Origin of the sequence: Sphingopyxis sp., from assembly GCF_036261875.1 — a bacterium.
GTDB lineage: Bacteria > Pseudomonadota > Alphaproteobacteria > Sphingomonadales > Sphingomonadaceae > Sphingopyxis.
On sequence record NZ_DATAJZ010000008.1, the window covers coordinates 92,672 to 114,868 of the forward strand.

The 22,197-nt window shown below is 66.3% G+C and carries 24 protein-coding genes; 14 read left to right on the top strand and 10 right to left on the bottom strand.

Going from position 1 to position 22,197, the window contains the following annotated elements:
• Positions 1 to 133: 133 nt before the first annotated feature.
• On the bottom strand, positions 134 to 1,213 hold the full coding sequence (locus VHO04_RS04005) for a DUF2332 domain-containing protein (protein ID WP_329627112.1): 1,080 nt from the start codon (positions 1,211 to 1,213) through the stop codon (positions 134 to 136).
• A 38-nt stretch (positions 1,214 to 1,251) separates the two neighbouring features.
• Here VHO04_RS04005 and hisG point away from each other — a divergent pair, with 38 nt between their 5' ends.
• From hisG to VHO04_RS04030, 5 genes are all read left to right on the top strand, one after another.
• On the top strand, positions 1,252 to 1,908 hold the full coding sequence (gene hisG, locus VHO04_RS04010; protein WP_297664629.1) for an ATP phosphoribosyltransferase: 657 nt from the start codon (positions 1,252 to 1,254) through the stop codon (positions 1,906 to 1,908).
• Complete coding sequence (gene hisD, locus VHO04_RS04015; RefSeq protein WP_329627113.1) at positions 1,895 to 3,190, top strand: histidinol dehydrogenase; 1,296 nt, start codon at positions 1,895 to 1,897, stop codon at positions 3,188 to 3,190. The genes hisG and hisD overlap by 14 nt, the downstream gene beginning before the upstream one ends.
• A 134-nt stretch (positions 3,191 to 3,324) precedes the next feature.
• Positions 3,325 to 3,780, top strand: a complete 456-nt coding sequence (gene nusB, locus VHO04_RS04020; protein ID WP_329627114.1) for a transcription antitermination factor NusB — start codon at positions 3,325 to 3,327, stop codon at positions 3,778 to 3,780.
• Between the two features lie 120 nt (positions 3,781 to 3,900).
• Positions 3,901 to 4,833: a thiamine-phosphate kinase gene (gene thiL, locus VHO04_RS04025; RefSeq protein ID WP_329627115.1), complete on the top strand. Its 933-nt coding sequence runs from the start codon at positions 3,901 to 3,903 to the stop codon at positions 4,831 to 4,833.
• A 292-nt stretch (positions 4,834 to 5,125) separates the two neighbouring features.
• On the top strand, positions 5,126 to 7,240 hold the full coding sequence (locus VHO04_RS04030) for a sodium-translocating pyrophosphatase (RefSeq protein ID WP_329627116.1): 2,115 nt from the start codon (positions 5,126 to 5,128) through the stop codon (positions 7,238 to 7,240).
• A gap of 153 nt (positions 7,241 to 7,393) precedes the next feature.
• Here VHO04_RS04030 and VHO04_RS04035 read toward each other — a convergent pair whose 3' ends face one another.
• Positions 7,394 to 8,212: an SDR family NAD(P)-dependent oxidoreductase gene (locus VHO04_RS04035; protein ID WP_329627117.1), complete on the bottom strand. Its 819-nt coding sequence runs from the start codon at positions 8,210 to 8,212 to the stop codon at positions 7,394 to 7,396.
• Positions 8,213 to 8,528: 316 nt separating this feature from the next.
• Between VHO04_RS04035 and VHO04_RS04040 the strand changes: the two genes are divergently transcribed.
• Positions 8,529 to 9,059: a CarD family transcriptional regulator gene (locus VHO04_RS04040; protein ID WP_257548901.1), complete on the top strand. Its 531-nt coding sequence runs from the start codon at positions 8,529 to 8,531 to the stop codon at positions 9,057 to 9,059.
• A 154-nt stretch (positions 9,060 to 9,213) separates the two neighbouring features.
• Here the strand turns inward: VHO04_RS04040 and truA are convergent, their stop codons facing one another.
• Entirely contained in the window at positions 9,214 to 9,954 is a 741-nt protein-coding gene (truA, locus tag VHO04_RS04045; RefSeq protein WP_329627118.1) for a tRNA pseudouridine(38-40) synthase TruA, read from the bottom strand.
• Positions 9,951 to 10,871, bottom strand: coding sequence for a methionyl-tRNA formyltransferase (gene fmt / locus VHO04_RS04050; protein WP_329627119.1), 921 nt, complete (start codon positions 10,869 to 10,871; stop codon positions 9,951 to 9,953). Before fmt ends, truA begins: the two co-directional genes overlap by 4 nt.
• 130 nt (positions 10,872 to 11,001) lie before the next feature.
• Between fmt and recR the strand changes: the two genes are divergently transcribed.
• The 3 genes from recR to def all read left to right on the top strand — a co-directional run bounded on the left by recR (position 11,002) and on the right by def (position 12,587).
• Positions 11,002 to 11,598, top strand: coding sequence for a recombination mediator RecR (recR, locus tag VHO04_RS04055; RefSeq protein ID WP_329627120.1), 597 nt, complete (start codon positions 11,002 to 11,004; stop codon positions 11,596 to 11,598).
• Positions 11,599 to 11,674: 76 nt separating this feature from the next.
• Complete coding sequence (locus VHO04_RS04060; RefSeq protein ID WP_329627121.1) at positions 11,675 to 12,022, top strand: hypothetical protein; 348 nt, start codon at positions 11,675 to 11,677, stop codon at positions 12,020 to 12,022.
• 31 nt (positions 12,023 to 12,053) lie between these two features.
• Positions 12,054 to 12,587 (top strand): peptide deformylase, encoded by a 534-nt coding sequence (def, locus tag VHO04_RS04065; RefSeq protein WP_329627122.1) that lies wholly within the window; start codon positions 12,054 to 12,056, stop codon positions 12,585 to 12,587.
• 126 nt (positions 12,588 to 12,713) lie between these two features.
• Here the strand turns inward: def and grpE are convergent, their stop codons facing one another.
• The gene (gene grpE / locus VHO04_RS04070; protein ID WP_329627123.1) at positions 12,714 to 13,262 is read right to left on the bottom strand and encodes a nucleotide exchange factor GrpE; all 549 of its coding nucleotides are present in this window, start codon (positions 13,260 to 13,262) and stop codon (positions 12,714 to 12,716) included.
• Between the two features lie 4 nt (positions 13,263 to 13,266).
• A complete protein-coding gene (hrcA, locus tag VHO04_RS04075; RefSeq protein ID WP_329627124.1) occupies positions 13,267 to 14,313 on the bottom strand; it encodes a heat-inducible transcriptional repressor HrcA in 1,047 nt (348 codons plus the stop codon).
• Between the two features lie 268 nt (positions 14,314 to 14,581).
• On the opposite strand from hrcA, the gene VHO04_RS04080 reads away from it, so the two are divergent.
• The 5 genes from VHO04_RS04080 (at position 14,582) to VHO04_RS04100 (ending at position 19,237) form a co-directional block, all read left to right on the top strand.
• Positions 14,582 to 15,382 carry a dienelactone hydrolase family protein gene (locus VHO04_RS04080; RefSeq protein ID WP_329627125.1) on the top strand — a complete coding sequence of 267 codons (801 nt, stop codon included), beginning with the start codon at positions 14,582 to 14,584 and terminating at the stop codon, positions 15,380 to 15,382.
• A gap of 46 nt (positions 15,383 to 15,428) precedes the next feature.
• Entirely contained in the window at positions 15,429 to 16,145 is a 717-nt protein-coding gene (gene rph, locus VHO04_RS04085; protein WP_329627126.1) for a ribonuclease PH, read from the top strand.
• Between the two features lie 190 nt (positions 16,146 to 16,335).
• Positions 16,336 to 16,962 (top strand): RdgB/HAM1 family non-canonical purine NTP pyrophosphatase, encoded by a 627-nt coding sequence (gene rdgB / locus VHO04_RS04090; protein WP_329627127.1) that lies wholly within the window; start codon positions 16,336 to 16,338, stop codon positions 16,960 to 16,962.
• Positions 16,963 to 17,024: 62 nt separating this feature from the next.
• On the top strand, positions 17,025 to 18,179 hold the full coding sequence (hemW, locus tag VHO04_RS04095; protein WP_329627128.1) for a radical SAM family heme chaperone HemW: 1,155 nt from the start codon (positions 17,025 to 17,027) through the stop codon (positions 18,177 to 18,179).
• A gap of 167 nt (positions 18,180 to 18,346) precedes the next feature.
• Positions 18,347 to 19,237 carry a tyrosine recombinase XerC gene (locus tag VHO04_RS04100; protein WP_329627129.1) on the top strand — a complete coding sequence of 297 codons (891 nt, stop codon included), beginning with the start codon at positions 18,347 to 18,349 and terminating at the stop codon, positions 19,235 to 19,237.
• A gap of 21 nt (positions 19,238 to 19,258) precedes the next feature.
• On the opposite strand, the gene VHO04_RS04105 is transcribed toward VHO04_RS04100, so the two are convergent.
• The 4 genes from VHO04_RS04105 to rsmI all read right to left on the bottom strand — a co-directional run bounded on the left by VHO04_RS04105 (position 19,259) and on the right by rsmI (position 22,188).
• Positions 19,259 to 19,843 (bottom strand): DedA family protein, encoded by a 585-nt coding sequence (locus tag VHO04_RS04105; RefSeq protein ID WP_329627130.1) that lies wholly within the window; start codon positions 19,841 to 19,843, stop codon positions 19,259 to 19,261.
• 132 nt (positions 19,844 to 19,975) lie between these two features.
• Positions 19,976 to 20,926 carry a glutathione synthase gene (gshB, locus tag VHO04_RS04110; RefSeq protein WP_329627131.1) on the bottom strand — a complete coding sequence of 317 codons (951 nt, stop codon included), beginning with the start codon at positions 20,924 to 20,926 and terminating at the stop codon, positions 19,976 to 19,978.
• Between the two features lie 54 nt (positions 20,927 to 20,980).
• The gene (locus VHO04_RS04115) at positions 20,981 to 21,331 is read right to left on the bottom strand and encodes a YraN family protein (RefSeq protein ID WP_329627132.1); all 351 of its coding nucleotides are present in this window, start codon (positions 21,329 to 21,331) and stop codon (positions 20,981 to 20,983) included.
• Positions 21,328 to 22,188: a 16S rRNA (cytidine(1402)-2'-O)-methyltransferase gene (rsmI, locus tag VHO04_RS04120; protein WP_329627133.1), complete on the bottom strand. Its 861-nt coding sequence runs from the start codon at positions 22,186 to 22,188 to the stop codon at positions 21,328 to 21,330. The genes VHO04_RS04115 and rsmI overlap by 4 nt, the downstream gene beginning before the upstream one ends.
• Positions 22,189 to 22,197 lie beyond the last annotated feature (9 nt).

Here is a 22,197-nt window from a genome sequence, read left to right on the forward strand (position 1 = left end):
GTTTTTAGAGAATAGCGCTCACCCGAAATCGTCATTGCGAGCGAAGCGAAGCAATCTCCAGCCCGCGTTTCTTGCAGGGCGATAGCTGGAGATTGCTTCGCTTCGCTCGCAATGACTGGGTGAGTCAGGGGTATCACCCCATCCACTCGATCCACGCACCATGCGGATGCGAGCGGGCGAGGGTGCGGCCCGCTTCGCCGCCCGGCCAGTGGCGCACGACCAGTTCGTGATGATGCGCGGCGCGATTCGCCTCGACCGCGATCCAGGCGAGCGGACGGTCGGCGGTCGCTTCGGCACCGGCTTCCTCCATCGCGGTCGTCACCCGCATCTGCTGGTCCTCGGGGACATATTGCCAGACGATCGAATGCATCAGCACGCGCGTCGTTCCCGCGGCCTGCGGCCTTTTGAGCTCGGCCTCGACGAAGTCGGCGGCGGTGGCGCGGACGAGATTCGGCTTCTTCTCGCGCGCCGCGGCGATCGCCGCTTCTATCCGCGCGAAGCGGATATGGTGTTCGGGCCAGATATAGGCCTTGAGCCGCAGCGCCTGCGCGGGGTCGGTGAGGTCGACCGGCGCGACGTCGCAGCCCTTGAGCCCCGCGATTTCGATTCCATGCTGCGGCGGATGGACGCCGCGCCAATCGGGGGTGAAGGCGATCGCGCCCGGCTCGGGCCCGACCTGCACCCCGCCGAGGTCGTAATGATAGCGATCGAGCATCAGGTTGATCCCCGCGCTTGACCCGATCTCGATACAGTCGAAGCGCGGCGGCAGGCCCTGATCGGCGAGCCACAGCATCGCCGCGATGAAGTTCGACGAGCGCCCCGCCTCGTTGGTCTGCGGCGGGCCGTCGAGCCAGGGGATCAACGCCGCTTCCTGCCGCTGGACGACTCCGGCGACGATCGCGGCGTCGTTGATATCCTCGGCGTCGGCATAGATGGGCGCGAGTTCGGGCGCGGCGCCCGCGAGGTGGAGCGCATGGAGCCCGCCCGCGGCGCGCAGCGGCAGCGCGTCGGCCAGCGGCGCGCCCTGCCATTCGGCCATGCGGTGGGCAAATCCGGTCGCGGGCGTGTCGAGCAAGGTCGCGAGCGCCGCGACGATCCGCGCCGTCACCGGCGCCTCGCTCGACCGGCAATAGGCGACCTGGTTCGCGAAGGCGGTGCGCACCGCACCCGCGCCGGTCGCGCCCATGTCGATGAACTCGTAACGCTCGCTCATTGCCCTTTCTCCCGTCGCCGCTTAAAGGCACGGCGCTTATGCCCGAACCGATCATCTTTGCCATCCCCAAGGGACGCATCCTCGACGAGGCGCTGCCGCTGCTCGCGGCGGCCGGTATCGAGCCCGCGGCGGATTTCTTCGACAAGAAGAGCCGCGCACTGGTGTTCGGGACGAACCAACCGCATATCTCGCTGATCCGCGTCCGCGCCTTCGACGTCGCGACCTTCGTCGCGCACGGTGCGGCGCAGCTCGGCATCGTCGGGTCGGACGTCATCGACGAGTTCGACTATTCGGAGCTGTACGCGCCGGTCGACCTCGGCATCGGTCATTGCCGCCTGTCGCTCGCGGGGCCGGCAGGCAGCGAACCGCCGGGAATCGGGTCCAGCCATATCCGCGTTGCGACCAAATATCCGGCGACAACGCGCCGCTGGTTCGCGGGGCAGGGGATTCAGGCCGAATGCATCAAGCTCAACGGCGCGATGGAGATCGCGCCGAAGCTGGGGCTCGCCTCGCATATCGTCGACCTCGTCTCGACCGGGCGGACGCTGGTCGAGAATGCGCTCGCCGAGCAGACGGTGATCAGCGAGGTCTCCGCCCGGCTGATCGTCAACCGCGCCGCGTTCAAGCTGCGCTCGGCCGAGGTGCCCGCGCTGGTCGAGAAATTCCGCGAGGCCGTCGCCGATGCGGCGGCTTGACGCCTCCGACCCCGGTTTCGCTGCGGCGTTCGATGCGCTGGTGAACGACCGGCGCGAGAGCGCGTCGGACGTGTCGGCCGATGTCGCCGCGATCGTCGCACGGGTGAAGGCCCAGGGCGACGCTGCGCTCGCCGATTATACGGCGCGGTTCGATCGCTTCGATCTGGACGCCAGCGGCTGGAGCATCTCGAAAGAGGAATGCGCCGCCGCTTATGACGCGCTGGCGCCCGAACTTCGTGACGCGCTCGACCTCGCGGCCGAACGTATCCGCGCCTATCACGCCGCGCAGCGCCCCGAGGATCGCGACTATCGCGACGCGGCCGGGGCGCGGCTCGGCGCGCGTTGGAGCGCGGTCGATGCCGCAGGAGTCTATGTCCCCGGCGGGCGCGCCGCTTATCCCTCGTCGGTGCTGATGAACATCCTTCCCGCCAAGGTCGCGGGGGTCGAGCGGATCGTGATGGTCACGCCGACGCCCGACGGCGCGACGAACCCGGTCGTGATGGCGGCGGCGCATATTGGCGGGGTCGATGAAATCTGGCGCGTCGGCGGCGCGCAGGCGATCGCGGCGCTTGCCTATGGCACCGACAGAATCGCGCCGGTCGACGTCGTCACCGGCCCCGGCAATGCCTGGGTCGCCGAGGCCAAGCGCCAGCTTTACGGTGTCGTCGGCATCGACATGGTCGCGGGGCCGAGCGAGATCGTCGTCATTGCGGACGGCCGGAACGAACCGCATGTGATCGCTGCCGACCTGCTCAGCCAGGCCGAGCATGACCCGACGAGCCAGTCGATCCTGTTCACCGACGATGCCGCGTTCGCCGATGCGGTCGCGGCGGCGGTAGAGCATCAGATTCCTAATCTGACGACCAAAGAAACTATGCGGACAAGCTGGGATACCAATGGCGCGGTGGTCGTCGTGCCCGCGCTGGCCGACGCGATCCCCTTGTGCGACCGGCTCGCGCCCGAACATCTCGAACTTGCGGTCGATGCGGCCGAGGCCGACGCGCTGTTCGCCCAGGTGCGCCACGCGGGATCGGTCTTCCTCGGCCGCCAGACGCCCGAGGCGATCGGCGATTATGTCGCGGGTCCCAACCACGTCCTCCCCACCGGCCGCCGCGCGCGTTTTTCGAGCGGGCTGTCGGTCACCGATTTCATGAAGCGCACCAGCTTCCTCGCCCTCGACGAGGACTCGCTGGCGGCGATCGGCCCCGCCGCGGTCGCGCTCGCGACGGCCGAGGGGCTGCCCGCCCATGCGCTCAGCGTCCAGAACAGATTGAAACACTAACCTTTGAACCCTTCCATTCGTCATCCCGGCGAAGGCCGGGATCTCGCCGGTGGCTCTTGACGCAAGGTTGAGATCCCGGCCTTCGCCGGGATGACGATTTGAGCAGATGACGATTTAAGATAAAGCGACACGCCATGAACAAACGCACCCAGTCCCGCTCCGCCGCCCGCCTCGCCGCCGTGCAGGCGCTCTATCAGCACGAGATGGAGGGCACGGCGGTCGCGCAGCTCGTCCACGAGTTCCACCAGCATCGCATCGGCAAGATCATCGAGGACGCCGAATATGCCGACGCCGACATCCCCTTCTTCGACGACATCGTGAAGGGCGCGCTCGCCCGCGCGGACGAGGTCGATGCCGCGATCACCGCGCGGCTCGCGAGCGGCTGGACGATGGACCGGCTCGACCGCACGATGAAGGCGATATTGCGCGCTGGCGCCTATGAACTGATCGCGCGCGGCGACGTGCCGGTCGGCGCGGTGGTCAGCGAATATGTCGATGTCGCGAAGGCCTTCTTCGACGGCCGCGAAGCGGGATTCGCCAACGGCCTGCTCGATGCGATCGGCAAGGATGTGCGGGGAACCAGCGCCTAACATATCCGTTCGCATCGAGCGAAGTCGAGATGCCCCTCGGCTTGGCGCCATCTTGACGGGTGTCTCGACTTCGCTCGACACGAACGGACAAGAGATGCCCTCGATCTACGAGAGGGTAGCATGACCGAAGCCGATTTCATCGCCCGCCTGCGCGGTATCGCGACCGATCCCGCCGCGCGCGGGCTGGCCGACGATGTCGCGGTGTTCGAGGGCCTTGTCCTCACCCACGACATGATCGTCGAGGGCGTCCATTTCCTCCCCGACGAACGCCCGCAGGACGTCGCGTGGAAACTCGTCGCGGTGAACCTCTCCGATCTCGCCGCGAAGGGCGCGGTGCCGGCCGGGGTGCTGCTCGGCTACAGCTTGGCAGGCGACGCCGACTGGGATGCCGCCTTTGCCGACGGACTCGACATCGTGCTGCGGCGTTACGGGTTGCCGCTGCTCGGCGGCGATACCGTCGGCGCTCCCGCAGGGGCACCGCGCAGCCTTGGCCTCACCGCGATCGGCCGTGCGCCGACCGCAGGCGTGCCGTCGCGGGCCGGGATGCGTCCCGGCGATCAGCTCTGGGTCAGCGGCACGATCGGCAACGCCGGAGTCGGCCTCGCGATGCGGCTCGGCGAGGTCGAGGCCAATGAGACGTGTCTCGCCGCCTACAGCCGCCCGCAGCCGCAGCTTACGCTGGGGCAGGCGCTGGTGCCGCATGTTCATGCAATGATGGACGTCTCCGACGGCCTGTTGATCGACGCGGAACGCATGGCGGCGGCGAGCGGCTGCGACGTCACGCTGATGGTCGAGACGGTGCCGCTGTCGGCGGCGCTGCTCGCGGTGCGCCCCGACGTCCTCGACACGCGCCTCGCGGCGGCGACCGCGGGCGACGACTATCAACTGCTGTTCGCGGCCGATCCGGGCGAGGCGGCCGCGATCCGCGAGATCGCGGCGGGACTCGGCGTCGCGGTGACCCCGGTCGGTCACGCCGGGGTGGGCGAGGGGCTGACGCTGATCCACCGGGCGCAGCGGATCGCGCTGCCCGAGCGGCTGGGGTTCATGCATTAGCGATTGGGTCAGTCTCCTTTCACCCGTTCGTGTCGAGCGAAGTCGAGACACCCATCGGAACAGCGCAAGGCCGATGGGTGTCTCGACTTCGCTCGACACGAACGGAAAGCGAGATTTGTTCAAATCATCGCGCTTCAATGCAGGCTTGCCCTCGGCTTTCTTTCTTCCCATAACCCCCGCGTCCAATTTGGGGCGGTCGCATCAGGGGAGAGAGCGAGCCGGCATCAATAAGTCGGACGTTCGACTGCTATCTTTGCGTTCGCCCTTCTCGATGGGGAAGGAACAGACACGCATGAATCCGGTTTTGATCGCGATAGCGTGCGGCCTTTTGGCCGTGCTCTATGGGTTCATTACCTCGCGGCAGGTGCTCGGCGCATCGGCGGGGAATGAGAAGATGCAGGAAATCGCCGGCGCCATTCAGGAAGGCGCCAAGGCCTATCTCGGCCGCCAATATCGCACCATCGCCATGGTCGGCATCGTTGTCGCCATCCTCGTCGGGCTGTTCCTAGGGCCGATCTCGGCGACCGGCTTCGTGCTGGGCGCGGTGCTGTCGGGCGTTGCCGGATTCGTCGGCATGAACATTTCGGTGAAGGCGAACGTCCGCACCGCCGCCGCGGCCCAGAAGGGGCTGCAGACGGGGCTGACGATGGCGTTCCGCGCCGGCGCGATCACCGGCATGCTGGTGGCGGGTCTCGCGCTTCTCGCGATCTCGGTCTTCTTCTGGTATCTGACCGGCCCCGGCGGCTATGGCGTCGGCGGCGATGACCGCACCGTCGTCGATGCGCTCGTCGCGCTCGCCTTCGGTGCCTCGCTCATCTCGATCTTCGCGCGTCTTGGCGGCGGCATCTTCACCAAGGCCGCCGACGTCGGCGCCGACCTGGTCGGCAAGGTCGAGGCGGGGATTCCCGAGGATGATCCGCGTAACCCGGCGGTGATCGCTGACAATGTCGGCGACAATGTCGGCGATTGCGCCGGCATGGCCGCCGACCTGTTCGAAACCTATGTCGTCACCGTCGGCGCCACCATGGTGTTGATCGCGCTGCTGCTGAAGGGCGCGGGCGACATGCTGTTGCCGCTGATGACCCTGCCGCTGCTGATGGGCGGCGTGTGCATCATCACCTCGATCATCGGCACCTATTTCGTCCGCCTCGGCGGCGGCACGAATGTCATGGGCGCGATGTACAAGGGCTTTCTGGTCACCGCGATCCTCTCGATCCCGGCGATCTGGTTCTCGACGCAATATGCGCTCGGCGACATGGAAGCGACGATTGCGGGGACCGGTTTCAACGGCCGCAGCCTCTTCTATTGCTCGCTGGTCGGCCTCGTCATCACCGGCCTGATCATCTGGATCACCGAATATTACACCGGCACCAACTATCGCCCGGTGCGCAGCATCGCCAAGGCGTCGGAAACCGGCCACGGCACCAACGTCATCCAGGGGCTGGCGATCAGCCTTGAATCGACCGCGCTGCCGACGCTGGTGATCTGCGTCGGCATCATCGTCGCCTATCAGATCGCGGGCATCATCGGCATCGCCTTCGGCGCCACAGCGATGCTGGCGCTCGCCGGCATGGTCGTTGCGCTCGACGCCTATGGTCCGGTCACCGACAACGCCGGCGGCATCGCCGAAATGGCCGGTCTCGACGACAGCGTTCGCGAAAAGACCGACCTGCTCGACGCCGTGGGCAACACGACCAAGGCGGTGACGAAAGGCTATGCCATCGGTTCGGCGGGGCTGGCGGCGCTGGTGCTGTTCGGCACCTATACCGCCGACATCAGCGAATATTCGGCGAAGCTCGGCCTCGATGCGCCGCTGACCTTCTCGCTGTCGTCTCCCTATGTCATCGTCGGACTGCTGCTCGGCGCGCTGCTGCCCTATCTGTTCGGCGCGCTCGGCATGACCGCGGTCGGCAAGGCGGCGGGCGATGTGGTGAAGGATGTCCGCGACCAGTTTGCGAACAACAAGGGCATCATGGACGGCACCAGCCGCCCCGACTACGCCCGCACCGTCGACCTGGTCACCAAGGCGGCGATCAAGGAAATGATCGTTCCGTCGCTGCTGCCGGTGCTCGCGCCGATCGTCGTGTTCTTCGTCATTCGCGCCGTGGCCGGTCCGGCCGAGGCGCTCGAAGCGCTCGGCGCGCTTCTGCTCGGCGTGATCGTCGGCGGCTTGTTTGTCGCCATCTCGATGACCTCGGGCGGCGGCGCATGGGACAATGCCAAGAAATATATCGAGGACGGCAATCACGGCGGCAAGGGCAGCGAGGCCCATAAGGCCGCGGTGACCGGCGACACCGTCGGCGATCCCTACAAGGACACCGCGGGTCCGGCGGTCAACCCGATGATCAAGATCACCAATATCGTGGCGATCCTGCTCCTCGCGGCGCTGGCGCACGGCGCGGTGTAAGCCGCGCTGCCGTCAAGGCAAAGAAAGGCCCCGCCGGAACGATCTGGCGGGGCTTTTTCTTTGGCAGTTTTGGGGCGGGAAGCGGGCATCGACTAACCACGCTCGTCATCCCGGCCTCCGCCGGGATAACAGGAAACGGCCGGAAGCGGCCATTCAAGACGAGGACGTCGCCCCCATCTGCTTCGCATAGCCCGCCTGCACCATCGCATTCATCCGGTCGAACAGCGCGTCGGGATCGCCGCGACGCAGCGCGGGGATTTGCGCTTCGGCGCCTTCCGCCACGACCAGTTCGCGTGTCCCCGCTGCGACCGCGTCCAGAATCTGTGCCGCCGCCACATCGGGCGACAGGCCGTTGTCGATCGCGCTGTCGCTCGTCCCGCGCACGCTGCCGTCGGCGTTCAGCGCGTTGCGGCTGACGTTGGTCTGCACCGACCCCGGCGCGACGACGAGGACCTTCAGCCCCAGATGCTCATTCTCGGCGCGCACGCTGTCGTGATAGCCGATCAGCCCGTGTTTCGCGGCGCAATAGGCGCTGCGCAGCGGCACGCCCGCGATCCCCGCGACGCTGGAGATGGCGACGATCTGTCCGCCGCCCGCCTTTATCATCCGCGGCAAAAGCTGCTGGGTGAGGGCGATCGGCGCGAGGAGATCGACGTCGACGATCTTCTGATAGACGGAGAAATCGGTATCGACCGCCAGGCTGCGCTGCGAGATGCCGGCGTTGTTGACGAGCCCGTCGATCCGCCCGCACCAATCCCACGCCTCCTGCGCCAGCGCCGGGAGCGCGGCATAGTCGGTTGCCTCGAAGGGCAGAATCATCGTGCCGGGCCCGCAGTCCTTCGCGACTTCTTCGAGCGCCGCGACGTTGCGTCCCGACAGGATCAGCCGCGCGCCGCGGCCCGCGAGTCCCCGCGCCAGCGCCGCGCCGATGCCCGACGATGCGCCGGTGACCCACCAGATTTGATCTTTCATATCGGCATCCCCATTTAACTATCGGTTGCAGCTTGAAACGGGTGTAATGCGGCGTCAAGCGGCCAATTCCACGGTTTTCCGTGCAGGGGGTGGCAATTTTGTTGCGACTCTGCTATAATAAATATCATCGCGTCGATAGTCCGCCTCCCGCCCGCCGGGCGCCAGGGGACTGACGGCGTCCTTATGGAGCCATATCCCTTGTCACTCTGACTGGCTAGCGCCGCCCGAAATTGCCGATCCCCCTTTCGACAAGGGCAGGATGCACCCGGCTTTTTGCGCTTCCCAGCCCACCGGCAAGGCCAAGAAAGGAACTTGCATGTCCGCAAACACGCTCGTCTTTGAAGTCGGAGATTATGTCGTTTACCCGAAGCATGGCGTGGGGCGCGTCATCGAATTGCAGAAATCCGAAATCGCCGGGATGCAGCTCGAACTTTATGTTCTGCGTTTCGAAAAGGAAAAGATGACGCTTCGCGTTCCCACCAACAAGGCCGAAGGCGTCGGCATGCGCAAGCTGTCGTCGGACAAGACGCTGAAGGAAGCGCTGCAGGTTCTGACCACCAAGCCGAAGGTGAAGCGCACCATGTGGTCGCGCCGCGCGCAGGAATATGAAGCCAAGATCAATTCGGGCGACCTCGTGTCGATCGCCGAAGTGACCCGCGACCTGTTCCGCGCCGACGACCAGCCCGAGCAGAGCTATTCGGAGCGCCAGATCTTCGAAGCGGCATCGAGCCGCCTTGCGCGCGAACTGGGCGCGATGGAGGAAAGCGACGAAAAGACCGCGCAGGCGAAGATCCTCCAGATCCTCAACGAGCATGCGCCGAAATATTATCTGGAAAAGGCGGTCTGACGCCGCGGATTCCAAAGGGGGAATGAAAGGGCGGTCCTTAAAGGGCCGCCCTTTTTTCGTGGGATCGTCATTGCGAGCGAAGCGAAGCAATCTCCAGCCTTCGTTCCGACAGGATGATAGCTGGAGATTGCTTCGCTTCGCTCGCAATGACGAATCAGGGATAGCGCGCCGCCACGAAATAAAGCCCGTCGGGCGGCGCATTCAGCCCCAGCGCGCTGCGATCCGCCGCATCGAGCGCGGTCTTCAGATCGCGCGCCGTCCATTTGCCTTCGCCGACCATGGACAGGCAGCCGACCATCGAACGCACCTGATGATGTAGGAAACTGCGCGCGGCGGTTTCGATGACGATCTCGTCGCCGTGGCGGCTGACGCTGATCCGGTCGAGCGTCTTGACCGGGCTTTCGGCCTGGCAATGCACCGAGCGGAAGGTGGTGAAGTCATGCCGCCCGACCAGCGCCTGCGCCGCGCCGTGCATCGCCCCGGCATCGAGCGGCTTGGCGAATTGCCACGACAGTCCCTTGTCCCACGTCAGCGGCGCTCGGCGGTTGACGATGCGATATTCATAGGCGCGCCCGATGCACGAAAAGCGCGCGTGCCAGTCGTCGGCGACCGTCTCGCACGCGAGCACCGCGACCGGGGCGGGACGAAGCTGCGCATTGAGCGCTTCCATCAGGCGAAAGGGCTCGATCGCCTTCTCGACATCGACATGCGCGCGCATCGCGATCGCATGCACCCCGGCGTCGGTGCGTCCGGCGCCATGCACCGGGGTTTCCTCGCGGGTGATACGCGTGACCGCTTCCTCCAGCGCCTGCTGGACGCTGGGGCCGTGCGATTGACGTTGCCAGCCCATGAAAGGGCGGCCGTCGAACTCGATGGTGAGGGCGAAGCGGGTCATGCCAGCCGCAGCCCCTTGGCAATCGCCCGCCCGCGCAGCAACTCGGCGGCGTCCATCGCGGGCTTGCCCGCGCGTTGCACCCGCGTCGCGCGGATCGCGCCGGGGTTGCAGGCGATCGTCAGCGCGTCGTCGAGCGTCACTCCCGGCGCCGCCCCCGCGACCGTCTCCGCCGGGCGGACGACCTCGGCAGCCAATATCTTGTAGCGCTCGCCGTCCAGTTCGAAGAAGGCGCCCGGCATCGGGTTGAACGCATGCACCTGTCGTTCGACCTGCACCGCACTGGTCAGGAAATCGAGCCGTGCCTCGCTCTTGTCGATTTTCGCGGCATAGGTGATGCCCGTGTCGGGCTGCGGCACGGGCGCGAAGGCGGAAAGGTCGCTCAGCACTTTCACCATCATCCGCGCGCCCATTTCGGCCAGTTCATCGGTGAGCTCGCCCGCGCTCTTGCCCGCGATCGGCGTCGCCTCGACGAGCCGCATCGCGCCGGTGTCGAGCCCGGCGTCCATCTGCATGATCGTCACGCCGGTTTCGGCATCACCCGCGAGGATCGCGCGCTGCACCGGCGCCGCGCCGCGCCAACGCGGCAAGATCGAGCCGTGGACGTTGAGGCAGCCTTCGCGCGGTGCATCGAGCACCGCCTGCGGCAGGATCAGGCCATAGGCCGCGACCACCGCGACATCGAGGTCGAGCGCGGCGAAGGCGGCCTGCTCCTCGGCGGATTTCAGCCCCTTCGGGGTGCGGACGGGCAGGTCATGCGCCTCGGCCCAGGCGTGCACCGCGCTCTGCTGCACCTTCTTGCCGCGTTGCGCCGGGCGCGGCGGCTGGGTGTAGACCGCGGCGATTTCGTGCCCTGCCGCATGAAGCGCGGCGAGCGTCGGCACCGCAAAGGGCGGCGTTCCCATGAAAGCGATGCGCATGGGGAGGCGCTTTGGCGGAGGTTGCAGCGCGGTGCAAGGCTCACGCTTCTTTGTTTCGTCATCCCGGATCAAGTCCGGGGTGACGAGGTGGGATATTGTGCACGGCAAGCGCACCATCTACCACCACTCAATGGCCTCCACCGAAATCGAAGCGCTTGTGCAGCAACTCGCCCGCCTGCCGGGTCTCGGCCCGCGCTCGGCGCGGCGCGCGGTATTGCACCTGATGAAGAAGCGCGAGAGCAGCTTCGCGCCGCTGCTCGCCGCGCTGCAGACGGTGTCGGAACGGCTCGTCACCTGCACCATTTGCGGCAATGTCGATACGCAGGACCCGTGCGCGATCTGCGCCGACCCGCGCCGCGACACGCGCAGCCTGTGCGTCGTCGAGGAGGTGTCGGACCTCTGGGCGCTCGACAAGTCGCGGCTCTTTCCCGGCAAATATCATGTGCTGGGCGGGCGACTGTCGGCGCTGGAAGGCGTGCGGCCGCAGGATCTCAGCATCGACGCGCTGGTGAACCGCGTCGCCGCGGGCGGCATCGACGAGGTGGTGCTGGCGATGAACGCAACGCTGGAAGGGCAAACGACCGCGCATTATCTCGCCGAACGGCTGGAAGGCTATCCGGTGCGCTTGACCCAGCTCGCGCACGGCCTGCCGGTGGGGGGCGAACTCGACTATCTCGACGAGGGGACGCTGGCGCAGGCGTTGCGGGCGCGGAGGCCGGTAGGATGATCCGTTTTTGGCTTCTAGCTGCTTTGTGTGTGTGTCGGCCTGCGCGTCCACAGACGTCAAACCGACCAACGAAGAGATGGATCACGTCGAAGCAGAGCTTAGCCGACTGCCTTGTGTCGGCGATCTCAGTAAATGGGAACGACGCTACTTTTATCGTCTCGAATTCTCTGATGAAGAAAACACTCGCTCCCTTAAAGAAGATAGGATGCCGAAGCCAACCGGCTACATTCGTTCGCTGATAGAATTTGATTTGCGTGAGGCGAATTACGAAGAGTTTGGAAGTGGAAGGAAGAGCTATTCAGATATTCCTCCGGAGGCGGGCGATACGGATGACAGAGACTATCGCTTGGCGATAGGGACGTATGATTTGAAAACCGGCAAGATCAATGTGTACCACTGCGGCAGGAATCTCTCTCCCCCTTGACCCCGCGCCCGCGCGATCATACCTCGCACCCATGGCCCTGTTACCCATCATAGAGACCCCCGATCCCCGGCTGCGCGTCATTTCGAAGCCTGTCGAGACGTTCGACGCCGAATTGAAGACGCTGGTCGCGGACATGTTCGAGACGATGTACGACGCGCCCGGCATCGGGCTGGCGGCGATTCAGGTCGGGGTGGCGAAGCGTATCCTTGTCATCGACCTTCAGGAGCCCGATCCCGACGATGAGGAGGGCAAGGCCGTCATCCGCGACCCGCGCGTCTTCATCAACCCCGTCTTCTCCGACGAGAGCGAGGAGCATAGCGTCTATCAGGAAGGCTGCCTGTCGGTCCCCGAGCAATATGCCGATGTGACGCGCCCCGCCGAGGTCACCGTCGACTGGCAGGACGCGGACGGCAAGCATCACCGGGAACGCATGACCGGGCTGATGGCGACGTGCATCCAGCACGAGCACGATCATCTGGAAGGCATTCTCTTCATCGACCATCTGTCGCGGCTGAAGCGCGAGATGGTGCTGAAGAAGCTCGCGAAGATGCGCAAGGCGGCGTGACGCTCACATCGCCATAGCGCGTGTCCCCGCGAAGGCGGGGACCCATCTTCTGACGGTGCAAATCTGAGACGGCCCGTGATGGACCCCCGCCTTCGCGGGGGGAACACGCCATTATTACGTGCGGGCTTACTCCGCCTTCTTCGCCACCCCGACCATCGCGGGGCGCAGCAGGCGGTCCTTCATCATATAGCCCGCCTGCATTTCCTGCACGATCGTGCCGCTTTCCTTGTCGCTCGGGATTTCGAGCATCGCCTGATGCTGATTCGGATCGAGCGGCAGGCCGATCGCGGCGATGCGGGTGATGCCGTTGCGTTCGAACACGCTCATCAGCTCGCGCTCGGTCGCCTCGAGCCCGGTGAGGAGCGGTTTGATCGCCTCGTCGGCGCGCTGTTCTTCGCTCAGCGACGCCAGCGCGCGGCCCAGATTGTCGGCGACCGACAAGATGTCGCGCGCGAATTTGGTCGCCGCATAGGCGTGCGCGTCGGCGATCTCCTTGTCCTTGCGGCGCGTGACGTTCTGCGTCTCGGCGCGCGCATAGAGCAGATCCTGCTGCAGTGCCGCAAGCTGCTCGGCAAGCTTCGCCGCTTCGTCCTGCGTTTCCGCGGCGGGAGCCTCGGTTGCGGTCGTTTCGGCCTGACCCTCTTCGACGGGCGTATCGTTTTCGGTGTTCGTCATAATCCTATCGTATCAGTCTGGAGAGAGATTGGGCGGTGAAATCCACCATGGGAACGATCCGCGCATAGTTCAAGCGCGTCGGGCCGATCACCCCCACCACGCCGACGACGCGGCCGTCGCTGCCATGATAGGGCGCGGCGATAACCGACGATCCCGACAGCGAAAAGAGCTTGTTCTCCGACCCGATGAAAATACGCGTCGCGCTGCCTTCGCGCGCGCTGTCGAGCAGGCCGGCGATTTCCTGTTTGGTTTCGAGTTCGTCGAGCAATTGCCGCACCCGGTCGAGGTCGCCGAGCGCGCTTTCGTCGAGCAGATTGGCCTGGCCGCGCACAATCAGCACCGGCCGGTCGGCGCCGTCCGAAGACCAGATGGCAAGCCCGCGCGACACGAGGTCGGCGGCGGCGCGGTCGATCGCGATGCGCTCGGCCTCGATCTCGCGCCGCACCCGCGCCATCGCATCGGACAGCGTCAACCCCGCGAGCATCGCGCTCACATAATTGCCCGCCTCGACCAGCGCCGAGGGGTTGAGCCCGGCGGGCACCTCGATGACGCGATTCTCGACCGTGCGGTCGCCCGCGACGAGCACGACGAGCGCCTGCGTTCCCGACATCGGCACGAAGGCGACCTGCTTCAGCACCCGCTCGTGCTTGGGGACGAGGACGAGCCCGGCGCAGGCGGACAGGCCCGACAGCGCGGCGGTCGCCTGTGCGAGCGCGCTTTCGATCGGCCCGCCGCCGTCGGCAAGGCTCGCCTCGATCTGCGCGCGGTCCTCGGCCGAAGGCTCGGCGACCTGCATCATCCCGTCGACGAACAGCCGCAGCCCCTGTTCGGTCGGCAGCCGCCCCGCGCTGGTGTGCGGGCTGGCGAGCAGGCCGAACTCCTCGAGGTCCTGCATCACATTGCGAATCGACGCCGGCGACAGGTTGAGCGCTGCGAGCTTCGACAGGGTGCGCGACCCGACCGGCTGGCCGGTTTCGAGATAGGCATCGACGACCAGCCGGAACACATCGCGCGCGCGCGTTGTCAGTTCGGTGATCGGCGAATTGGTCATGCCGAGGATGTAGGGGCGGTGAGGGGGAGGGGCAAGCATCGTGCTCGCCTTCCGTCATTCCCTTCGTCATTCCCGCGAAGGCGGGAATCCAGCTTCTTTTTCAACTTTCTCTTCGCGCCTTTGCGCCTTTGCGTGAGATTTTCTGATTTCACGCAAAGGCGCAAAGGCGCGAAGAATGAGCAAGCTGGATTCCCGCCTTCGCGGGAATGACGAAAGTGGGTGCATTTGATCTGGCTTGTGCATAGCCTCGCGCTCGGGGAGGAACCGCATGACCACACGCCCGCTGACCGAGGACGACCCGCTCGACGATTTCAAGCATCGCACCATCGCGCTGCTCGGCCGCCCGCACCGCGTCTACACGATGGGCAGCGGCCCCGCGGTGATCGTGATGACCGAAATGCCGGGGATCAGCCCGCATGTCGCGCGCTTTGCCCGCTGGGTCCGCGATGCCGGCTTCACCGTCTATATGCCGCATATCTTCGGGCGCGACGGCGCGGTGCCGCGGATGCCGGGGGCGCTGTTCACGATGATCGGCGGCTGCATCAGTCGCCAGTTCCGCGCCTTTCAGGCGAATGAAAGCTCGCCCGCCGTCCAATGGCTCCGCGCGCTTGCGGCGCTCGCGCACAAGGAATGCGGCGGCAAGGGCGTCGGCGCGATCGGCATGTGCTTTACCGGCAATTTCGCGCTGTCGATGATGCTGGAGCCCGCGGTGCTCGCGCCGGTGCTGTCGCAGCCGTCGCTGCCGCTGAACGATGCCGCGGGGATGCACATCGCGCCCGACGAACTCGCGGCGGTCAAGGCGCGGATGGAGGCCGAGGACCTCACCGTGCTCGCCTATCGCTTCGAGGGCGACAAATTTTGCAAGGCGGCGCGCTTCGCCGCCTATGAGGCTGCGCTCGGCGACCGCTTCGTTGGCCGTGTGCTGCCCGATGCCGCCGCCAATCCCGACAGCCCGATGAAGAATCCGCACAGCGTCGTCACGCTCCATCTGATCGACGAGGAGGGCCAGCCGACGCGCGCGGCGCGCGACGAAATCCTCGATTTCTTCCGTATGCGCTTGAGCGGTTGAGGACGGCGGCCTAAGGGCGGCGCATTCATCACCTGAAAGGACTCCCATGCGACCCTCCGGCCGCGCGCCCGACCAGATGCGCTCCATCGCCATCGAAACCGCTTTCACCATCCATGCCGAGGGCAGCGTTCTCGTCTCCTTCGGCAACACGAAGGTGCTGGTCACCGCCAGTGTCGAAGAGAAAGTGCCGCCCTTTCTTCGCGGCAAGGGGCAGGGCTGGGTCACGGCCGAATATGGGATGCTCCCGCGCGCGACCCATACCCGAGGCAGCCGCGAGGCGGCGAAGGGCAAGCAGTCGGGTCGAACGCAGGAGATTCAGCGCCTTATCGGGCGATCCTTGCGCGCCGTCGTCGATATGAAGAAGCTCGGCGAGCGCCAGATCGTCATCGACTGCGACGTCATCCAGGCCGATGGCGGCACGCGCACCGCGTCGATCAGCGGCGCGTGGGTCGCGCTCCGGCTCGCGGTCGACAAGCTGATCGAAAGCAAGGCGCTCGCCGCCGACCCGATCGAGGATCAGGTCGCGGCGATCTCGTGCGGCATCTACAAGGGCACGCCGGTGCTCGACCTCGACTATGATGAGGATTCGGTCGCCGAAGCCGACGGCAATTTCGTCCTCACGGGCCGCGGCCAGATCGTCGAGGTGCAGGCCAGCGCCGAAGGCGCAACCTACGACGAGGAGGGCCTGCTCCGCCTGCTCCGCCTCGCGCGCATCGGCTGCACCGACATTTTTGCGGCGCAGGCGAAGGCGGTGGGGCGATAGGATCGGGTTGATCAGGCTCGCACAAAGCCACGAAGCCACAAAGACGCGCCATGCCGTGAAGCATTCATTTATTCATGCGCTGCGTCAGGCGCCTTGGCTCATGGAATGAGGGGCCTGTCGGCCCAGGCTTTCTTTGTGGCTTCGTGGCTTTGTGCGAAACGATTTGAACCGACGGAGGATGGATAGGCCCATGTCCCACCGCAAACTCACCCCCGGCAAGCTCGTCATCGCAAGCCACAATGCGGGCAAGGTGCGCGAGATTCGCGCGCTGCTCGAACCCTTCGGGATCGAGCCGGTGTCGGCGGGCGACCTCGGCCTGCCCGAGCCGGAGGAAACGGGGACAACGTTCCGCGAGAATGCGCTGCTCAAGGCACATGCGAGCGCGTCGGCGGCAGGGCTGCCCGCGCTCGCCGACGACAGCGGGCTCGAAGTCGCGGCGCTCGGCGGGCGGCCGGGCGTCTACACCGCCGACTGGGCCGAGCGCCAATGGTTCGAAGGCGAGAAGGGCCGCGACTGGTATATGGCGATGGGCAAGGTCGAGGGGCTGCTGGCGGAGCAGGGGCCGGACGTCGACCGCAGCGCGCGCTTCGTCTGCACGCTCGCGCTGGCCTGGCCCGATGGTCATGCAGAGGTCTTCGAGGGCAGGGCGGAAGGCAGTCTGACCTGGCCGCCGCGCGGGACATTGGGGTTCGGTTATGATCCGGTCTTCGTTCCGATCGGCAAATCACTGACTTATGCGGAAATAGGCCCGGCCGAAAAACATGCGATCAGCCATCGCGCCGACGCTTTTGCGAAGCTTGTGGCGGGCGCGTTCTGACCTGATCGTCGCCCTCGCGCAGGTGGGGCGACGTGATCTCAAGTTAAGTCTATAGCCCCCGCATGGCCGAACCGCTCGCCCTCTATGTCCATTGGCCGTTCTGTGTGTCGAAATGCCCTTATTGCGACTTCAACAGCCATGTCCGCGAACGTGTCGATCAGGCCGCGTGGTGCGCGGCGTTGCTGGCGGATTTAGTGCACGAGGCGGCGCTGCTGCCGGGCCGCAAGATCTCGTCGATCTTCTTCGGCGGCGGCACCCCCAGCCTGATGCCGCCCGCGACTGTCGCGGCGGTGATCGCGGCGGCGGACGCGGCGTGGGGGTTGGCGGACGATTGCGAGGTCACGCTGGAGGCGAACCCCAATTCGGTCGAGGTCGCCAATTTCGCCGATCTGGCCGCCGCCGGGGTCAATCGCGTATCGATCGGCGTTCAGAGCTTCGATCCGCAAATCCTTGAATTTCTGGGCCGTGCCCACAGCGGAGACGAAGCGCGGAGCGCCATCGCGGCGGCGCAGGATCATTTCGCGCGCGTCAGCTTCGACCTGATCTATGCGCGGCCCGGTCAGTCGCTCGCAGCGTGGGAGTCCGAGCTTGGCGCGGCGCTGGCGTTCGGCACCGGGCATCTCTCGCTCTATCAGCTCACGATCGAGCCCGGCACGCGCTTCGCGACCCTCGCCGCGAAGGGCGATCTCGTCATTCCCGACGGTGACGCCGCCGCCGACCTGTTCGATGCGACGCAGGCGATCATGCGCGCCGCGGGCCTGCCGCGCTACGAAGTGTCGAACCACGCCGCGCCGGGCGAGGAGAGCCGGCACAATCTGACCTATTGGCGCTATGGCGACTATGCCGGCATCGGCCCCGGCGCGCATGGGCGGCGGCTGGCGCAGGCGACCGAGCGGCACAAGAAGCCCGAGAATTTCATGTCCGCTGTCGACCGCAATGGCCACGGCCTGAAAGTCGAAACCGACCTGCCGCCGCACGAACGCGCGACCGAGGCGATGCTGATGGGGCTCCGCCTGACCGAAGGCATCGACCTTGCGCGCGTCGAGGATCGGAGCGGGCTGGGGCGCGAGGCGTTCGTCGATGCGGCGGCTGTGGCGCGGCTGGCGGGGCAGGGGTTGCTGGTGCAGGCCGGCGACCGGCTGGCGGTGACCGATGCGGGGATATTGCTGCTCGACAGTATTCTTTCCGAGGTGGTGCGGACGGCGCAGGAAAATTGAGCATCTGAAATTGGCATGTGTCCCCGCGAAGGCGGGGACCCATCTCCGGCCGGTTCCATCTTGCACCGGCTGGAGATGGGCTCCCGCCTCCGCGGGAGCACGGAGGCTTTTATTCGGCGCCGATCATGCTTTACTAGCGGCTCATGGCTTCGATGAACGGGTTTTGAGTGAGCGCAAATCTGATCCGCGACTGGGACGCCCATCTGGCGCATGAGAAGCGCCGGTCGGAGCATACGCGCCGCGCCTATGTCGCGACCGCGATACGCTTTTGCGCCTTCCTGTCGCAGCATCGCGGCGGCGCGGTCGATGCGCATATGCTGAAGGACCTGACCCCGAACGATCTTCGATCCTATCTGGCCGACCGCCGCGCCGAAGGGCTGGGCAATGCGTCGGCGGCGCGCGAACTCAGCGCGCTCAGGACCTTCCTACGCTTCGTCGGCGGCTCCAACGCCAGCGTGCCGCAGCTTCGCGGACCGCGCGTCAAGAAAGGGCTGCCGCGCCCCGTCGCGCCCGCAGAAGCGCTCCAGCTCGCGCAGGATGTCGAGGACAATGCCCGCGAGGGTTGGGTCGGCGCGCGCGATTTCGCACTTCTGCTGCTACTGTACGGAGCGGGGCTCCGCATCGGCGAAGCGCTGGGGCTCACTGGCGCAGCATTGCCGCTCGGCGACACGCTGCGCGTCACCGGCAAGCGGAACAAGACGCGCATCATCCCGATCCTGCCCGCGGTCGCATCAGCCGTGTCGCGCTATGTTACGGCTTGCCCGTGGCCGATCGGCAAGGAGACGCCGCTGTTCCTCGGCGCGCGCGGCGGCCCGTTGGCGCCGGGGGTGATCCGCGCGAGCGTGCGCTCGGCGCGGCGCGCGCTGGGCCTTCCCGAACGCACGACGCCGCACGCGCTGCGCCACAGTTTCGCGACGCATCTGCTCGCGGGCGGGGCCGATTTGCGCAGCCTGCAGGAATTGCTCGGCCATGCGAGCCTCGCCTCGACGCAGGTCTATACTGCGGTCGACGCGGCGCATCTGCTCGACATTTATCGCAGCGCGCACCCGCGGGCCTGACGGGGATCAGCCGCGCGGTTTCTAGGTGAACACCCGCCACAGATAGATCAGCACCAGCGATCCGATCGCTGCCAGCGCCACCGGCCCGACGAAGGCGTCGAGATTGGCGAAGCGGCTGCCGAACCAGTGGCCAGCGCCCGCGAGCGCGCTGATCCAGATCGTCGAGCCCGCGGCGGTCCAGAGCAGGAATTTCGCCTGATTCATCCGCACCATGCCCGCGGGAAGCGACACCATCGTCCGCGCCACCGGCATGAAGCGCGCGACGAAGACGATCGCCGGGCCATATTTCAGGAAAAAGCCGTGCAGCCGCTCGACCTCCGCCCAGTCGAGCGTCAGCCAGCGTCCGTGCCGGTCGACGAAGGGCCTCAGCCGCTCATAGCCGATCCAGCGCCCGATCGCGTACCAGACCCAGTTTCCCGCCGTCGTCCCGGCGACCGCGACCGCGATCAGCGTCCCGAGGTCGAACCGCCCTTGCGCGACCGCGATGCCGCCGAGGCCCATGATGACTTCGGACGGGATCGGTGGAAAGACATTCTCCAGAAACATCAGCACGAAGATGCCGAGATAGCCCCAGCCCTGGATCAGATCGAGAATGAGGGTGGTCATGGGCGGGAACGCGCGAACCCTGTCGGAACCGTCATTGCGAGCGAAGCGAAGCAATCTCCAGCCATCGTTTTCCAATGCCGATAGCTGGGGATTGCTTCGTCGCTACGCTCCTCGCAATGACGGCGGGGCATATCAGCCGATCCGCCGTTCGATCGCGTCCCAGATCATCGCGGCGGTATCGACATTGTCGAAGCGGTCGATCGCGACGATCCCGGTGGGGGAGGTGACGTTGATTTCGGTCAGCCATTCGCCGCCGATCACGTCGATGCCGACGAACAGCAGCCCGCGTTCGCGCAGCGCGGGACCGAGCACGTCGCAAATCTCCTGCTCGCGCGGGGTCAGCGCCGCCGCTTCGGCATAGCCGCCGACCGCGAGGTTCGACCGGAACTCGCCCTCGCCGGGCTTGCGGTTGATCGCGCCCGCAAACGCGCCGTCGATCAGCACGATGCGCTTGTCGCCTTGCGAAACGCTCGGCAGGAACTGCTGGACCATGAAAGGCTCGGGCCAGACCTGCCCGAACAACTCGACGAGCGCGCCGAGGTTGGCGCCGTCCGCGTCGATGCGGAACACCGCCTTGCCGCCGTTGCCGTGCAGCGGCTTGATCACGACGGCGCCGTAACGCGCCTGAAAGTCCTTCACCGCATCGAGGTCGCGCGTCACCATCGTCGGCGGCATGAACTCGGGAAAGTCGAGCACGAACACTTTCTCGGGGGCGTTGCGCACCGACACCGGATCGTTGACGACCAACGTCTCATCCTTGATGCGTTCAAGCAGCCAGGTGCCGGTCAGATAGCCGAGATCGAAGGGCGGGTCCTGCCGCATCAGCACGACGTCGACGTCGCGGCCGAGGTCGAGCGTGACCTGCTCGCCGAATTTATAGTGATGGCCCGGCTCGCGCTTCGCCTCGACGACGCGATGCGCCTTGGTCGTCAGCCGCCCCGCCTCCCACGTCAGGCCGCGCACGTCGTAATGATAGAGCGGATAGCCGCGCTCGAGCGCCTTCAGCATCAGGTGGAAGCTGCTGTCGCCATTGATGTTGACCGTATCCATCGGGTCCATTTGCACGGCTGCGCGCAGGGTCATTTTTTTCTCCATTTCAAGCCGTTTCCCCAAAAGGGGAGGGGGGCCGGAGTCGCCTCACGGCTGCCAGACGTGGACCAGATGGCGAGGCAATCGCTTCGGCGCAAGGAGCATCACGTCGATCCGGATGTCGTCGGTCGGCCGCGCGAGGCGCGGAGCCAGCATCGCCGCCGCCGCGGCGACGCGCCGCAGCCGCCATTCGTCGACCGCCAGATCGAGATCTTCGGCCCGTTCGCGCCATTTCACCTCGATGAAGGCGAGCGTGCGCCCGCGCCGCGCGACAAGGTCGACTTCGCCCGCGCTCACGCGAAGCCGCTCACCGACGATCCGCCAGCCGTGGAGCCGCAGCCACCACGCCGCGCGCCGTTCAGCCCGGCGTCCGCGCGCTTCGGCGGCGGCGCGGTTCAAGCCTGCTCCTTGAGCGCGAGCGCCCGCGCATAAACCTCGTGCCGATCGAGTCCATAGCGTTTCGCGACGGCCTTCGCCGCCTGCGCGACCGGCCTGTCGGCCATCGCGGCGCGCAATGCGGCGTCGAGCGTGGCGTCGTCGGCGGTTTCGGTGGCGGCTTCGCCCGGCGGGCCGACGACGATCACAATCTCGCCCTTCGGCGGGGCATCGGCATAGCGTGCGGCAAGCTCGCTCAGCGTCCCCGTCACGCATTCCTCGTAGAGCTTGCTGATTTCGCGCGCGACCGCCGCCTCGCGGTTGCCGAGCCCTTCGGCGAGCGCGCCCAGCGCCGCCGCGAGCCGTGGTCCGCTTTCGTAGAAGACCAAAGTCGAGCGCAGCGCGGCGAATTCCGCGATCGTATCGGCGCGCGCCTTCGCCTTGTTCGGCAGGAAGCCCGCGAACAGGAAGCGGTCGCTCGGCAGCCCCGACAAAGTGATCGCCGCGATCGCGGCGCAGGGGCCGGGCAGGGTGGTGACATGCCGCCCGGCCGCGTGCGCATCGCGCACGAGCTTGTAGCCGGGGTCCGAAATCAGCGGCGTTCCCGCATCGGACACCAGAATGACGACTTCGCTCTCCATGCGCGCAACCAAGGCGGCGCGGGCGCGTTCGTCGCTATGATCATGATAGGGGGTCATCGGCACACGCAAACCCAGATGCGACAGCAGCTTCGCGGTCACGCGCGTATCCTCGGCCGCGATCACGTCGGCGGAGGCGAGTGTCGCTGCCGCGCGCGCGCTTATGTCGCCGAGGTTGCCGATGGGCGTCGCAACGATATAGAGACCGGGCAAGGGAGATTTTGAGATGGTCGAATCCGGCATGGAGCCGAA